Source organism: Pseudomonas sp. SCA2728.1_7, from assembly GCF_018138145.1.
Taxonomy (GTDB): domain Bacteria; phylum Pseudomonadota; class Gammaproteobacteria; order Pseudomonadales; family Pseudomonadaceae; genus Aquipseudomonas; species Aquipseudomonas koreensis_A.
Genome location: NZ_CP073104.1, coordinates 4,630,426 through 4,643,936 on the forward strand (window position 1 = coordinate 4,630,426; position 13,511 = coordinate 4,643,936).

Sequence of the window (13,511 nt, forward strand, 5' to 3'; positions counted from 1 at the left end):
CCTGCGGCAGCTCCTACCCTGATCAATGCAGGAGCTGCCGCAGGCTGCGATCTTTTGATTTTTACTTATCGATTTCGTCCAGCGCATCCTGCAGTTCTTTGCGCGACTCGGCCAGTTTGTCTTTGCGCTTGTTGATCTTTTCCGGGTCGCCTTTCTTCATGGCCTTGTCGAGATCAGCCTGACGCTTGCTCACTTCGTGCTTGGCTTCGAGCACCTTGTTTTCGCGTTCTTTCTTCAGGCCGGCGTCGGTGCAGTGTTCGGTCACTTCACGCAAGGCCGTTTCCAGGCCTGCCTGCTGATCGGCGTTACCGCGCGACTTGGCCTGTTCGATCTGATTCATGATGCCCTGCTTCTTGGCAGCGCAACCGGTCAAGCCCGGGGCGTCTTCGTCGGCCATGACGGGGGCGGCCAGCATGCCGCAAAGAGTGAGCATGGCGAGCGGTGCGAGAAATTTCATAAAAGCTCCATGTGCAAAGGCAATCGGGTCGGTCAGGCACTGCGCAGTTGGAGCGCCTAGGTGGCCGATGGGTTCCCGGCGCGCCGGGATTGCGTAGTCAGAAACCGTCGATTCCGGCGGCATGTAAGGTTTCGCTCAAAGCCAGTACCTGCGGATCGCGAAAGAATGCGCTCAGTTGCGCCGCACGTCCCGGGCCGATACCGGCTTCGGCCTGCCATTGTTCGGTGTCACGTTGTGCCAGCGCCTGCCACGAATCAGGCAGTTGTGCCTGACCGGTTGGCGGCAAGCCCAGGGCTTTGAGCCATTGGGCGAAGGGCCGTTGGCGCGCGCTGTGAAAACTGTTCATCAGGCGTTCGCTGCTGCGTTCGCCGAAGCCGGCAATGTTAGCAAGCTCTGGCGCGTCGAGGGTCAACCAATCCAGCAGGTTGTTCACGCGGCCTGTTTCGAAAAGTTTCTCCCAAGTGCCACGACCGACATGTTGCATCGCCAGCCCGTTTTTACCGCTGAGCCAGGTCAAACGGGCGAGAAACTGGCTTTCACAACCGTGGGTCGGTTGCCAGCAGCTCAGGGCGTGGAAGTCATCGGCGTTGGGGATATCGATATCTGTGCGTTCGGTGGTGCGCAGTACAACACTGTCGAGCCGAGGAATGGTCAGGCCGGCGAGGCTGATCGCAACCTGATCGCCGGGGCGAATGTCCAGCTCTTGCCAGCGCTTCAACGAACTGGCGCTGACTCGTTTGATTTCGCGGTCATCGAGTGTGACCGGGATCAGCTCGATCACCGGTGTGATGCGGCCGGTGCGACCGATCTTGAAATTGACCTTGCGGACTTCAGCCAATGCCTGAGCAAACGGGTACTTCCAGGCGACCGCCCAGTACGGTGCGCGAGCCTGCCAGCGCTCAGCAGGCGGGCGCAGACTCTGGCGCAACACCACACCGTCGGTGGCAAATGGCAGAGGCGAGCGATACCAGTGCTCGCGCCATTTCTGTGCCTCTGCGAAATCACTGGCGGGCTGGCTGTACGGTTCAGTTGTGGCAAAGCCCAGCGCTGCCAATCGTGAAATCCGTTCGGGCAAATCCACAGGCCCTTGTGGCCAGTCCCAAGCGAACAGCCCGATCCCGGCGGCTTGTTCTGCAGTGAAGGATTTGCGGTTCATCAGTCCGGCAACGGTGGCACGGGCGTTGACGCTGCCGGAGCGGGCTTGCACGTGTTCATTCAAGCGCCAGTAGAGTTCACCTTGCACCAGCAGATCCAATGGTTGTGACAGGCGTTGAGGGATAGCGCCGATCTTCTGTGCTGACGGCGTCCAGTCTTGGCCACGCACCCCGTCACCGCGACTGATGGCCTGATGCAAAACGCCCGCGCGGTAAATCAGTGTCACTGCGACGCCATCGATTTTAGGTTGTACCCAGACATCCTGGCGGTCGCGCAGCCACGTTTCCACGGCGGCTGCGTCATGCACCTTATCCAGACCGGTATGGGCGATGGGGTGTGCGATTGAGCCCGAGGCCGTGCGCAAAGGCTCGGGCGCGGACGGCAAATCGAAGCACTGCCGCCACTGGCTCAAGCGCAGACGCGACTGATCGTAAAGTTCGTCGGCAATCAGCGAGCGGCCTTCGCGGTGATAAGTGTCGTCCCAATGGTCGATCTGTTTTTGCAGGGCGCCGATTTCGCGTTGGGCGTGTGCAGCGGGCCAGTTTGGGCAGGTGGCTTGCGCGCTGAATGTTGCGGGCATCAGCAGGAAAATAAATAACAGGCGCAGCGTGGCAAGCATCGTGAGCGTCCTTGCTCAAGGGGAATGTTTGAAGGTTAGGCGAAGATATCTACTCCGCCGGATGGGTGTTTTACGGCTTGTTTCTGTGCAGTGAAAACAGCCCCTCACCCTAACCCTCTCCCGGAGGGAGAGGGGACTGACCGAGTGGTTTGCTGGATATGCATCGACCTGAACGTTCTGAGTTGAACTCCCGGTTTCAGGCATGAAAAAGCCCCGAACGGCGCTAACCGTGCGGGGCTTTTTTGTACCGCGGGGAAAGTCTTACAGACCAGCAGCAGAACGCAGGGCGTCGGCGCGGTCGGTTTTTTCCCAGGTGAACGTGGTGAAGGTGTCTTCGCCAACGGTCTTGGTCTCTGGCGTGCGACCGAAGTGGCCGTACGCTGCAGTTTCCTGGTACATCGGGTGCAGCAGATCGAGCATGGTGGTGATTGCGTATGGACGCAGGTCGAACACTTCACGCACCAGTTTGACGATCTTGTCATCACTGATCTTGCCGGTGCCGAAGGTGTTCAACGAGATCGACGTAGGCTGAGCCACACCGATCGCGTAGGAAACCTGAATCTCGCAACGCTCGGCCAGGCCGGCCGCGACGATGTTCTTGGCGACATAACGGCCAGCGTAGGCAGCCGAGCGGTCAACCTTCGATGGATCTTTACCGGAGAACGCGCCGCCGCCGTGACGGGCCATGCCGCCGTAGCTGTCGACGATGATCTTGCGACCGGTCAGGCCGCAGTCACCTACCGGGCCGCCAATGATGAACTGGCCGGTCGGGTTGATGTGGAACTGGGTGTCTTTGCTCAGCAGTTCGGCAGGCAGCACGTGCTTGACGATCAGCTCCATCACGCCTTCGCGCAGGTCTTTGTACGACACTTCAGGGTTGTGCTGGGTCGACAGAACTACAGCGTCGATACCGACAACCTTGCCGCCTTCGTAACGGCAAGTCACTTGCGACTTGGCGTCCGGACGCAGCCAAGGCAGCAGACCCGATTTACGGGCTTCGGCCTGGCGCTGTACCAACTGGTGCGAGAAGGTAATCGGTGCTGGCATCAAAACGTCGGTTTCGTTGCTGGCGTAGCCGAACATCAGGCCCTGGTCGCCGGCGCCCTGATCTTCAGGCTTGGCACGGTCAACACCCTGGTTGATGTCCGGGGATTGCTTGCCAATGATGTTCATCACGCCGCAGGTCGCGCCGTCGAAGCCGACGTCGGAGCTGTTATAGCCGATGTCGAGAATCACGTTACGCACGATCTCTTCCAGATCGACCCAGGCGCTGGTGGTCACTTCACCGGCAACGATGGCCACGCCAGTCTTGACCAGAGTTTCCACGGCAACGCGTGCGTGTTTGTCCTGGGTAATGATGGCGTCCAGCACCGCATCGGAAATCTGGTCGGCGATTTTGTCCGGATGCCCTTCGGACACGGACTCGGAGGTGAAGAGGGAGTATTCGCTCATCTCGATGTTTTCCTGAATTTACCGATGGTGAGTGTCGCCAGTCGGTCGCTGAAAATGGCGAACCTGGATCTGGAAACCATTACGTAAGCCTACATAGAGGCTTTCCCCGGGAACGAGTCCCGCAGCGGTGGCCCAACGGGCCAAATCGTCCTGTTCAAACCCCAACCACAGATCACCGCAGGCCTCCCTGGCCCAACTCTGGTTGTGGCTACATAACTCTGTCACGAGCAGGCTACCGCCCGGTTGCAGCAGGTCGGCCATGTGCTTGAGCGCATCGGCCGGCGCGGCGAAATGGTGCAACACCATGTTCAACACCACGCAATCGGCCTTGAGGCTGGTGCCATTCAATGCATCGGCCAATTGCAGGCTGACGTTAGCCAGCTGTTCACGTTCGCATACCTGACGCGCCAGTTCGAGCATCGCCGGGCTGTTGTCCAGCGCGGTTACGGTGCCGAAGCGGCGGGCCAGTTCCGGCAGAAAAGCACCATCGCCGGGGCCGACTTCAATGGCCGTGGCAGCACCATCGAAGTTCAGTTTGTCGAGCAGGGCCAGCACGCTGTCACGGTACTGCGGCAGGCCTGCGATCAAGTCTTGCTGGGCACGGAATTTCTCCGCCACCCGGGCGAAAAAGTCCTGACTGGCCGCGGCACGTTGGCCGTGAACCTGCTCGATGCGCGCTTGCACGTCGTCAGGCAGATCCAGATTGTCGACTTCTTCTAACAATGCCGCGTGCAACTTGCCGCCGAGCAGTTCGGTGTGGGGCAGGGCGCGGCGATAGAAAATCGCGTTGCCTTCGCGGCGCGTCGCCACCAGGTCGGCTTGTGCCAGTACCTTGAGGTGATGACTCATGCCGGACTGACCGATGCCGAAAATCTGCGCCAGCTCGAGAACACCGAACGAATCGTTGGCCAGCGCGCGCAAGACATTCAGCCGCAACGGATCGCCGCCGGCCTTGCACAGGGCCGCCAGCTCGTCGCAATCGTCATGGCGAATGGAAGGCACGCGTAAATTCATAGGGCCGCAGTCTAGTGATGGGGGGAATTCATCGCAAGGCCAATATCAAAAAGTTTTGATATTGCTCGATCAATGGCGCTTTTTATTGCACTTCTCACTCACCGGTTAACTCTACAAACGAGTAGCGGAAAGGTTTCACCAACAGAAAGCGCCGCTATCCATTGGAAAAACGCCCCTCGATGACTATCTGTCATTGCCCCGAGGCGCTCCGGTGAGGGAAAATGCCCTCCTTTTTTCCGTTTCGACTTACCAGAACCCAGGAGATCAGCGATGCCTAGCCGTCGTGAGCGTGCCAACGCCATTCGTGCCCTCAGCATGGATGCCGTGCAAAAAGCCAACAGCGGCCATCCCGGTGCCCCAATGGGTATGGCAGATATTGCCGAAGTGCTTTGGCGCGACTACCTCAAGCACAACCCGAGCAATCCATCGTTCGCCGACCGTGACCGCTTCGTGCTGTCCAACGGCCATGGCTCGATGTTGATCTACTCGCTGCTGCACCTGACCGGTTACGACCTGTCGATCGAAGACCTCAAGCAGTTCCGTCAACTGCACAGCCGCACCCCGGGTCACCCGGAATTCGGTTACACCCCGGGCGTTGAAACCACCACCGGCCCACTGGGTCAGGGTCTGGCCAACGCCGTCGGTTTCGCCTTGGCTGAAAAAGTTCTGGCAGCGCAGTTCAACCGTCCGAGCCACAATATCGTCGACCACCACACCTACGTGTTCCTGGGCGATGGCTGCATGATGGAAGGCATTTCCCACGAAGTTGCTTCCTTGGCCGGTACGCTGGGTCTGGGCAAGCTGATCGCTTTCTACGATGACAACGGCATCTCCATCGACGGCGAAGTCGAAGGCTGGTTCACCGATGACACCCCGAAGCGTTTCGAAGCCTACAACTGGCAAGTGATCCGCAACGTTGACGGTCACGACCCGGAAGAGATCAAGACTGCCATCGAAACCGCGCGCAAGAGCCCGCTGCCGACCCTGATCTGCTGCAAGACCACCATCGGTTTCGGCTCGCCGAACAAGCAGGGCAAAGAAGACTGCCACGGCGCTCCACTGGGCGACGCGGAAATCGCGCTGACCCGCAAGGCGCTGAACTGGAACCACGGCCCGTTCGAAATCCCGGCTGACATCTATTCCGAGTGGGATGCCAAGGAAAAAGGTCGCGCGGCTGAAGCCGAGTGGGATCAGCGTTTCGCTGCCTACTCCGCTGCATTCCCGACCGAAGCCAACGAACTGGTGCGTCGTCTGAGCGGTGAGCTGCCAGCTGACTTCTCGGAAAAAGCTTCGGCTTACATCGCTGAAGTTGCGGCCAAAGGCGAAACCATTGCCAGCCGTAAAGCCAGCCAGAACACCCTGAACGCCTTCGGCCCGCTGTTGCCGGAACTGCTTGGCGGCTCCGCTGACCTGGCCGGTTCCAACCTGACCCTGTGGAAAGGTTGCAAAGGCGTCAGCGCTGAAGATGCCAGCGGCAACTACATGTATTACGGCGTGCGCGAATTCGGCATGACCGCGATCATGAACGGCGTGACCCTGCACGGCGGCCTGGTGCCTTACGGCGCGACCTTCCTGATGTTCATGGAATATGCGCGCAACGCCGTACGCATGTCGGCGCTGATGAAGAAGCAAGTCATCCACGTCTACACCCACGACTCCATCGGTCTGGGCGAAGACGGCCCGACGCACCAGCCGATCGAGCAATTGACCAGCCTGCGTACCACACCGAACCTCGACACCTGGCGTCCAGCCGATGCCGTTGAATCGGCCGTGGCCTGGAAAAACGCTCTGGAGCGCAAGGACGGCCCATCGGCGCTGATCTTCTCGCGTCAGAACCTGCAGCATCAGGAACGCGATGCCGGCCAGATTGCCGACATCAGCCGTGGCGGTTACGTGTTGAAGGACTGCGCAGGCGAGCCTGAGCTGATCCTGATTTCGACCGGTTCGGAAGTGGGTCTGGCGGTTCAGGCTTACGACAAACTGACCGAGCAAGGCCGCAAGGTGCGTGTGGTTTCCATGCCGTGCACCAGCGTGTTCGATGCTCAGGACGCCGGCTACAAGCAAGCCGTGCTGCCGTTGCAGGTCAGCGCACGTATCGCCATCGAAGCGGCTCACGCCGACTTCTGGTTCAAGTACGTGGGTCTGGAAGGTCGCGTGATCGGCATGACCACTTACGGCGAATCGGCTCCGGCTTCGGCACTGTTCGAAGAGTTCGGCTTCACCCTGGAAAACATCCTGGGTCAGGCTGAAGAACTGCTGGAAGACTAAGTCCGACAGTTGTGTTGTCCGGGCTGACGCCATCGCGAGCAGGCTCACTCCTACAGGGTTTTACGTTGCCCGTGTAGGAGTGAGCCTGCTCGCGATAGCGTCGGTTCAGACAATAAAGAGCTTTGTGATTCACCACGGTAATCGAGAACCCCATGCCTCAACCGCGTCTCTACAAAGTTGCACTCAACGGCTACGGCCGGATTGGTCGTTGCGTCTTGCGTGCGTTGTTTGAGCGAGGCGAAGAAGCCGGGTTTGAAATTGTCGCGATCAACGATCTGGCGGACATGGCCAGCATCGAATACCTGACACGCTTCGACTCCACCCATGGCCGTTTTCCGGGCGAAGTGCGAGTAGACGGCGATTGTCTGCATATTAATGGCGACTGCGTGAAGGTCCTGCGCAGTGCCACCCCCGAAGGCATCGATTGGGCGTCACTCGGCGTCGATCTGGTGCTGGAATGCTCCGGTGCCTATAACACCCGTGCCGACGGCCAGCGCTTTCTCGACGCTGGCGCGCCACGCGTGTTGTTCTCGCAGCCGATGGCCAGCGAGGCAGATGTCGACGCCACCATCGTCTACGGCGTCAATCAGGATTGCCTGACCGGCGACGAACTGCTGGTGTCCAACGCCTCCTGCACCACCAACTGCGGCGTGCCGCTGTTGCGTCTGCTCGACAAGGCGATCGGCCTCGATTATGTGTCGATCACCACCATTCACTCGGCGATGAACGATCAGCCAGTGATCGACGCCTATCACCACGAAGACCTGCGCCGCACCCGTTCGGCGTTCCAGTCGGTGATCCCGGTGTCCACTGGTCTGGCGCGTGGTATCGAGCGCCTGCTGCCGGAACTTGCCGGGCGAATTCAGGCCAAAGCCGTACGCGTGCCGACGGTCAACGTGTCCTGCCTCGACATCACGATGCAGACCGCCACCGCGACTGACGCCAATGAGGTCAACCGGATCCTGCGCGAGGCCGCCACCCATGGCCCGCTCAAAGGTCTGCTCGCTTATACCGAGCTGCCGCACGCCAGTTGTGATTTCAACCATGACCCACATTCGGCCATTGTCGATGCCAGTCAGACCCGTGTTTCCGGCCCCAAACTGGTGAACATCCTGGCCTGGTTCGACAACGAGTGGGGTTTTGCCAACCGAATGCTGGACGTTGCAGAACACTATCTGCAAACAGCAACTTCAAAAAAACCGTAGGAAGTGCGACCCATGACCGTGTTGAAGATGTCCGACCTCGATCTGCAAGGTAAGCGCGTATTGATCCGCGAAGACCTCAACGTCCCAGTCAAGGACGGTGTTGTCACCAGCGATGCGCGTATCCTGGCTTCGCTGCCGACCATCAAGCTGGCCCTGGAAAAAGGCGCGGCGGTGATGGTCTGCTCGCACCTTGGCCGTCCGACCGAAGGCGAGTTTTCCGCCGAGAACAGCCTCAAGCCTGTCGCTGACTACCTGAGCAAGGCCTTGGGCCGCGAAGTGCCACTGGTGGCTGATTACCTCGGTGGCGTTGACGTCAAGGCCGGCGACATCGTGCTGTTCGAAAACGTGCGCTTCAACAAAGGCGAGAAAAAGAACGCTGACGAACTGGCCCAGCAATACGCCGCCCTGTGCGACGTGTTTGTGATGGACGCTTTCGGCACCGCTCACCGCGCTGAGGGTTCGACCCACGGCGTGGCCAAGTTCGCCAAAGTCGCTGCTGCTGGCCCGCTGCTGGCCGCTGAACTGGACGCACTGGGCAAAGCCCTGGGCGCACCGGCTCAGCCAATGGCGGCTATCGTTGCCGGCTCCAAGGTGTCGACCAAACTCGACGTGCTCAACAGCCTGAGCCAGATCTGCGATCAACTGATCGTCGGCGGCGGCATCGCCAACACCTTCCTCGCGGCGGCCGGCCACCCGGTTGGCAAGTCGCTGTACGAACCGGATCTGCTCGACACCGCGCGTGCCATCGCTGCCAAAGTCAGCGTGCCACTGCCGGTTGACGTAGTAGTCGCCAAAGAATTCGCCGAAACCGCTGAGGCCACCGTCAAGCTGATCGCTGACGTCGCCGCTGATGACATGATTCTGGACATCGGCCCGCAAACCGCAGCCAATTTCGCCGAACTGCTGAAATCGTCGAAAACCATTCTGTGGAACGGTCCGGTCGGCGTGTTCGAATTCGACCAGTTCGGTAACGGCACTAAAGTGTTGGCGCAAGCCATCGCTGAAAGCTCGGCGTTCTCCATTGCTGGCGGTGGCGACACTCTGGCTGCGATCGATAAATATGGCGTGGCTGAGCAAATCTCCTACATTTCCACCGGCGGTGGCGCGTTCCTCGAATTCGTCGAGGGCAAAGTGCTGCCAGCCGTTGAAGTCCTGGAAAGCCGGGCCAAGGCCTGAGGCCGCCCGTTTGGCCAGGCAAAGGAGTGTTTACATGGTCAAGTCGTTAGCGCTGTTGTTGCTGACCGGTACGCTGGCGGCCTGCGGGAGTAACCCGAAGGCCGAAGCCACGCCGGCGCCGAGCGAGTCGCAGAAGGGCTGCTATCAGGCCGACTGGCAGGCCGAAACCAACCCGGTGCTGAACAAGCGCTCGGGGCCGGACGGTCTGGACAAATACGAGACGCAAACCCCGGCCAAGGAACATGGTTGTCCTTGACGGGTCTGACTCTTTAACTCAGGGCTGGCGGCGTGTGCCGTCAGTCGAGGAACACGGATGAAAGGCTTGATCGCCATTGCGGCGTTGGCATTGTTGGGCGGTTGCGCGCAGTTGAACCTGTTTCAGTCGTCTGCTCCGGCGGATAACTGGACGACCTGGACCTGCGACAGCCAGGCCAAAGTGCTGTGGCGTTACGCAGATGCCGGCCAGAAGGAAGTCGATGTGCGACTGGGTGGCGGTGATCAGGTCTATCGCCTGAAAGAAGAGCCGGGCGCCTCGGGCACGCTGTACAGCGACGGCATGTTGGCGTTTCACGTCAAGGGAGAGGAAGGCCTGGTGTACTGGGTCGCCACCAATGACCTGATCGGCCGCGGCTGCAAAGCCGAGTAGCACGATTGAATTGATGTACGGAGATCCTAATGTGGGAGCGAGCCTGCTCGCGAAGGCAATCTTGCCGTCGCTGATGCAGTGTCTGTCAGACCGTTTTCGCGAGCAGGCTCGCTCCCACAGGGGTTCTTTGTTGTTAACAAGACTTTGGTAACACCGAATCACCAGACCGGGCCTCAACCCCCGATCTGCAATCACTTGAATAGCCGCCGCCGCTCCGGCAGGCTGGCACGATTAACGACCCTCAACCGGGAGAGACACACACAATGGCACTTATCAGCATGCGCCAGATGTTGGACCACGCAGCCGAATTCGGCTACGGCGTTCCAGCCTTCAACGTCAACAACCTTGAGCAGATGCGCGCCATCATGGAAGCCGCTGACAAGACTGACTCCCCGGTGATCGTCCAGGCTTCGGCCGGCGCCCGTAAATACGCCGGCGCGCCTTTCCTGCGTCACCTGATCCTCGCCGCGATCGAAGAATTCCCGCACATCCCGGTGTGCATGCACCAGGACCACGGCACCAGCCCTGACGTCTGCCAGCGCTCGATTCAACTGGGCTTCAGCTCGGTGATGATGGACGGCTCCCTCGGCGAAGACGGCAAGACGCCGACCGACTACGACTACAACGTCCGCGTTACCCAGCAAACCGTGGCCATGGCGCACGCCTGCGGCGTCTCGGTAGAAGGCGAGCTGGGCTGCCTGGGTTCGCTGGAAACCGGCATGGCCGGTGAAGAAGACGGCATCGGCGCCGAAGGCGTTCTGGATCACAGCCAAATGCTGACCGACCCGGAAGAAGCCGCTGACTTCGTCAAACGCACCCAAGTCGATGCCCTGGCCATCGCCATCGGCACCAGCCACGGCGCCTACAAGTTCACCAAGCCACCGACCGGCGACGTGCTGGCGATCGACCGCATCAAGGAAATCCACAAACGCATCCCGAACACCCACCTGGTGATGCACGGTTCCTCGTCGGTGCCACAAGAATGGCTGGCGATCATCAACCAGTACGGCGGCGACATCAAAGAAACCTACGGCGTACCGGTTGAAGAAATCGTCGAAGGCATCAAGCACGGCGTGCGCAAGGTCAACATCGACACCGACCTGCGTCTGGCGTCCACCGGTGCGATGCGTCGCCTGATGGCCACTAACCCGAGCGAATTCGACCCACGTAAATTCTTCGGCGCGACCGTGACTGCGATGCGTGATGTGTGTATCGCTCGTTATGAAGCGTTTGGTACTGCCGGTAATGCTTCGAAGATCAAACCGATCTCGCTGGAAGCGATGTACCAGCGTTATCTGAAGGGTGAGTTGAACGCCAAGGTTAACTAAGCCTGAGCGTTAAACTGCTTCGATAAGAGACCCGCCAGTGAGGCGGGTTTTTTGTGGGTGAAATTTTTGGTAGCGATACTTGGAGTTCCGTACTTGAAATGTCACCTATAGTGAACTTTAATGATTTTTATCAGCTTAAAGTCCCATATAGGTGACATTTTGATCCTGAATAATCCTGCGATTTTCGCCGAACGCATTCGTCAGCTGCGAAAAGCCAAGGGCTACAGTCAGCTAATGCTGGCGCATAAGGCCAAATGCAGTCGCAAAACCATCATCGATCTTGAGGCCGGTGAAAACGTCGCTTTTTATACCGTGTTCCGGGTGATTGCCGCGTTGGGCATGGCGCTTGAAATCGTCGACAACCGAATCGATCTCAAGTCGCTCGCCGATCTGGTAGAGCATGATGAATAAGGTCAAACGACTCAACGTCATGACGCCGCAAGGCTGCGCGGGCGAGCTATCAAAAGGTTCGCAGTTCTCGTTTGCCTACCAGACGGCAGAAGCGTCTCGGGAAGTCTCGTTGGTCATGCCCTATGACCCGACGCCCGCAGTGAGCAATGTACTGCACCCAATATTTGATATGAATGTGCCCGAAGGTTTTCTGGCCGATCAGATCAAGCGCCGGATGGCCAAGCATATGCAGGTCGATGAAATGCGCCTGCTATCGGTCATTGGCGGTAATCAGATTGGGCGCCTTACTTATGAAAACCCGACTGAGCCCTCTACCGCTGTGCGCGCACAGGTCGGTCTGCACGACATTCTGTCTGCCGACGCCTCTCAGGGTGTTTTCAACTTTCTGGTTGAAACCTACTTCGAGTCGGGTATTTCCGGAGTGCAGCCCAAGGTACTGGTGCCTGACCTGGACAAACTCACCGGTAGCCGAAAAACAATGCTCAGCTCCGATCTTATCGTCAAATCAGGAGCCGAGGAGTATGAGCACTTGGCCCAGAACGAGTTTCTGTGTCTGGAGGCGGCGAGGCTGGCAGGATTGGAAACGCCACCGTTCTGGCTTTCCGAGAGCGGTGAGCTATTTGTCATGGAGCGGTTTGACCTAACGTCGTCCGGCCGTCTCGGTTTCGAAGACATGGCGGTACTGTTGGGTCTTAACAAAGATCCTCACGACAATTACAAGTATTCGCAGAGCTATGAAACCCTCGCGGCTGTCATCCGCCAGGTATGTCGCCATGCCGATCCGATTCGGGAGCTGGAGCGATACTTTTCGTCAGTCTGCCTTTCGGTGATGGTGCGCAATGGCGATGCACATTTGAAGAACTTCGGCGTGATATACACGCAGCCCGCGGCTCCAGAAACCGTGCAGTTGGCCCCGATTTACGATGTTACGACCACCACGGTCTATGAAAACTACAACCCGAAGTCCGGGCGGTCACTGGTTGACCGTACCCTGGCAATCAAAATGAATAAAACCAAAGACTACCCGGATCGCCAGCAACTGATTGAGTTCGGTCGCAAACACTGCGCGGTGGATAGGCCGGCATTGATCATCGACCGGATAGCTGAGGCAATGAGCCAGGCACTGGCTGCCCATCGGTCCCGAGTGGATGCTGAATTGTTTGTGGGGATGCAACGCGAATGGGATGTCGGACGTACAGTCGCCTTGAATGACTCGGTTGGGTCGGGATTGAAGCGTAAGCCTGTATTGGGAGATAGCAACGTTTAGCTACCTTTAGCGCTTATTGCTATTCAGGAACCCGCCGCGAGGCTGAAATACAGGGTGCAACTCACGCCGACGAAATTCGTCATGTCGCACAGGCATCGAGAGGCTGATCGCCATTGGTGGCGATGCATCTTCGTGATAACGGAAAGTGAAATCCTCGGCATCGCTGAACAGTCTGCCGCTATTACCTTCATGGGTACTGACTTGAAGAGAGGACATTTTCATTCGAATAAATCTCCAAGCTCTTCAAGGGTTGGCATCGTTGCTGGAACCACCGAGAGTTCGCAGTCCAAAGCAGCCAAAACGCGCGCGTAAGCGATCATGCCGACAGAAAGGGTGCCTTTCTCTACCGCGATGACTTTGTATCGTGTCAGTCCCGCCAGATCGGCAAGCTGCGCCTGCGTCAGGCCACGATTTATACGTTTTTCACGTAATTGAATGCCGAGACGGGTAATTAAAAGAGAGTAATCCATGTTGCGTTACCGGCACATTTTGATGTCGATGTTGCGTATGCGG

The 13,511-nt window shown here is 58.6% G+C and carries 13 protein-coding genes and 1 pseudogene; 8 read left to right on the forward strand and 6 right to left on the reverse strand.

What is annotated here, in order from left to right:
* Positions 1–61: 61 nt before the first annotated feature.
* The 4 genes from KBP52_RS20665 to KBP52_RS20680 form a co-directional block, all read right to left on the reverse strand.
* Positions 62–457, reverse strand: coding sequence for a DUF1090 domain-containing protein (locus KBP52_RS20665; protein WP_212620865.1), 396 nt, complete (start codon positions 455–457; stop codon positions 62–64).
* Between the two features lie 97 nt (positions 458–554).
* A complete protein-coding gene (gene ligB / locus KBP52_RS20670; protein ID WP_212620866.1) occupies positions 555–2,231 on the reverse strand; it encodes an NAD-dependent DNA ligase LigB in 1,677 nt (558 codons plus the stop codon).
* Positions 2,232–2,492: 261 nt separating this feature from the next.
* Entirely contained in the window at positions 2,493–3,683 is a 1,191-nt protein-coding gene (gene metK / locus KBP52_RS20675; protein ID WP_016987231.1) for a methionine adenosyltransferase, read from the reverse strand.
* A gap of 18 nt (positions 3,684–3,701) precedes the next feature.
* Complete coding sequence (locus KBP52_RS20680) at positions 3,702–4,697, reverse strand: metalloregulator ArsR/SmtB family transcription factor (RefSeq protein WP_077574856.1); 996 nt, start codon at positions 4,695–4,697, stop codon at positions 3,702–3,704.
* Between the two features lie 270 nt (positions 4,698–4,967).
* Here KBP52_RS20680 and tkt point away from each other — a divergent pair, with 270 nt between their 5' ends.
* The 8 genes from tkt (at position 4,968) to KBP52_RS20720 (ending at position 12,998) form a co-directional block, all read left to right on the forward strand.
* Complete coding sequence (tkt, locus tag KBP52_RS20685; protein WP_212620867.1) at positions 4,968–6,965, forward strand: transketolase; 1,998 nt, start codon at positions 4,968–4,970, stop codon at positions 6,963–6,965.
* Between the two features lie 152 nt (positions 6,966–7,117).
* Positions 7,118–8,170 (forward strand): erythrose-4-phosphate dehydrogenase, encoded by a 1,053-nt coding sequence (gene epd, locus KBP52_RS20690; RefSeq protein ID WP_212620868.1) that lies wholly within the window; start codon positions 7,118–7,120, stop codon positions 8,168–8,170.
* A gap of 12 nt (positions 8,171–8,182) precedes the next feature.
* Entirely contained in the window at positions 8,183–9,346 is a 1,164-nt protein-coding gene (locus tag KBP52_RS20695) for a phosphoglycerate kinase (RefSeq protein ID WP_007913753.1), read from the forward strand.
* 34 nt (positions 9,347–9,380) lie between these two features.
* Complete coding sequence (locus KBP52_RS20700; RefSeq protein WP_007913756.1) at positions 9,381–9,602, forward strand: hypothetical protein; 222 nt, start codon at positions 9,381–9,383, stop codon at positions 9,600–9,602.
* A 57-nt stretch (positions 9,603–9,659) separates the two neighbouring features.
* The gene (locus KBP52_RS20705; protein WP_008081029.1) at positions 9,660–9,992 is read left to right on the forward strand and encodes an MliC family protein; all 333 of its coding nucleotides are present in this window, start codon (positions 9,660–9,662) and stop codon (positions 9,990–9,992) included.
* Between the two features lie 263 nt (positions 9,993–10,255).
* Positions 10,256–11,320, forward strand: a complete 1,065-nt coding sequence (gene fba / locus KBP52_RS20710) for a class II fructose-bisphosphate aldolase (RefSeq protein WP_008081027.1) — start codon at positions 10,256–10,258, stop codon at positions 11,318–11,320.
* Between the two features lie 120 nt (positions 11,321–11,440).
* Entirely contained in the window at positions 11,441–11,731 is a 291-nt protein-coding gene (locus tag KBP52_RS20715; protein ID WP_249122201.1) for a helix-turn-helix domain-containing protein, read from the forward strand.
* Complete coding sequence (locus tag KBP52_RS20720; RefSeq protein WP_212620869.1) at positions 11,724–12,998, forward strand: type II toxin-antitoxin system HipA family toxin; 1,275 nt, start codon at positions 11,724–11,726, stop codon at positions 12,996–12,998. The genes KBP52_RS20715 and KBP52_RS20720 overlap by 8 nt, the downstream gene beginning before the upstream one ends.
* Positions 12,999–13,040: 42 nt before the next feature.
* On the opposite strand, the pseudogene KBP52_RS20725 reads toward KBP52_RS20720, so the two are convergent.
* A pseudogene (locus tag KBP52_RS20725) lies at positions 13,041–13,220 on the reverse strand (HipA N-terminal domain-containing protein); the annotation flags it as partial.
* Positions 13,217–13,468: a helix-turn-helix domain-containing protein gene (locus tag KBP52_RS20730; RefSeq protein WP_007913766.1), complete on the reverse strand. Its 252-nt coding sequence runs from the start codon at positions 13,466–13,468 to the stop codon at positions 13,217–13,219. The pseudogene KBP52_RS20725 and the gene KBP52_RS20730, both read right to left, overlap by 4 nt.
* Positions 13,469–13,511 lie beyond the last annotated feature (43 nt).

Excerpts from the sequence above, each read along its gene's own strand:
- KBP52_RS20665 (WP_212620865.1), bottom strand. The coding sequence starts at position 457 with ATGAAATTTCTCGCACCGCTCGCCATGCTCACTCTTTGCGGCATGCTG.
- ligB (WP_212620866.1), bottom strand. The coding sequence starts at position 2,231 with ATGCTTGCCACGCTGCGCCTGTTATTTATTTTCCTGCTGATGCCCGCA.
- metK (WP_016987231.1), bottom strand. The coding sequence starts at position 3,683 with ATGAGCGAATACTCCCTCTTCACCTCCGAGTCCGTGTCCGAAGGGCAT.
- KBP52_RS20680 (WP_077574856.1), bottom strand. The coding sequence starts at position 4,697 with ATGAATTTACGCGTGCCTTCCATTCGCCATGACGATTGCGACGAGCTG.
- tkt (WP_212620867.1), top strand. The coding sequence starts at position 4,968 with ATGCCTAGCCGTCGTGAGCGTGCCAACGCCATTCGTGCCCTCAGCATG.
- epd (WP_212620868.1), top strand. The coding sequence starts at position 7,118 with ATGCCTCAACCGCGTCTCTACAAAGTTGCACTCAACGGCTACGGCCGG.
- KBP52_RS20695 (WP_007913753.1), top strand. The coding sequence starts at position 8,183 with ATGACCGTGTTGAAGATGTCCGACCTCGATCTGCAAGGTAAGCGCGTA.
- KBP52_RS20700 (WP_007913756.1), top strand. The coding sequence starts at position 9,381 with ATGGTCAAGTCGTTAGCGCTGTTGTTGCTGACCGGTACGCTGGCGGCC.
- KBP52_RS20705 (WP_008081029.1), top strand. The coding sequence starts at position 9,660 with ATGAAAGGCTTGATCGCCATTGCGGCGTTGGCATTGTTGGGCGGTTGC.
- fba (WP_008081027.1), top strand. The coding sequence starts at position 10,256 with ATGGCACTTATCAGCATGCGCCAGATGTTGGACCACGCAGCCGAATTC.
- KBP52_RS20715 (WP_249122201.1), top strand. The coding sequence starts at position 11,441 with ATGATTTTTATCAGCTTAAAGTCCCATATAGGTGACATTTTGATCCTG.
- KBP52_RS20720 (WP_212620869.1), top strand. The coding sequence starts at position 11,724 with ATGAATAAGGTCAAACGACTCAACGTCATGACGCCGCAAGGCTGCGCG.
- KBP52_RS20730 (WP_007913766.1), bottom strand. The coding sequence starts at position 13,468 with ATGGATTACTCTCTTTTAATTACCCGTCTCGGCATTCAATTACGTGAA.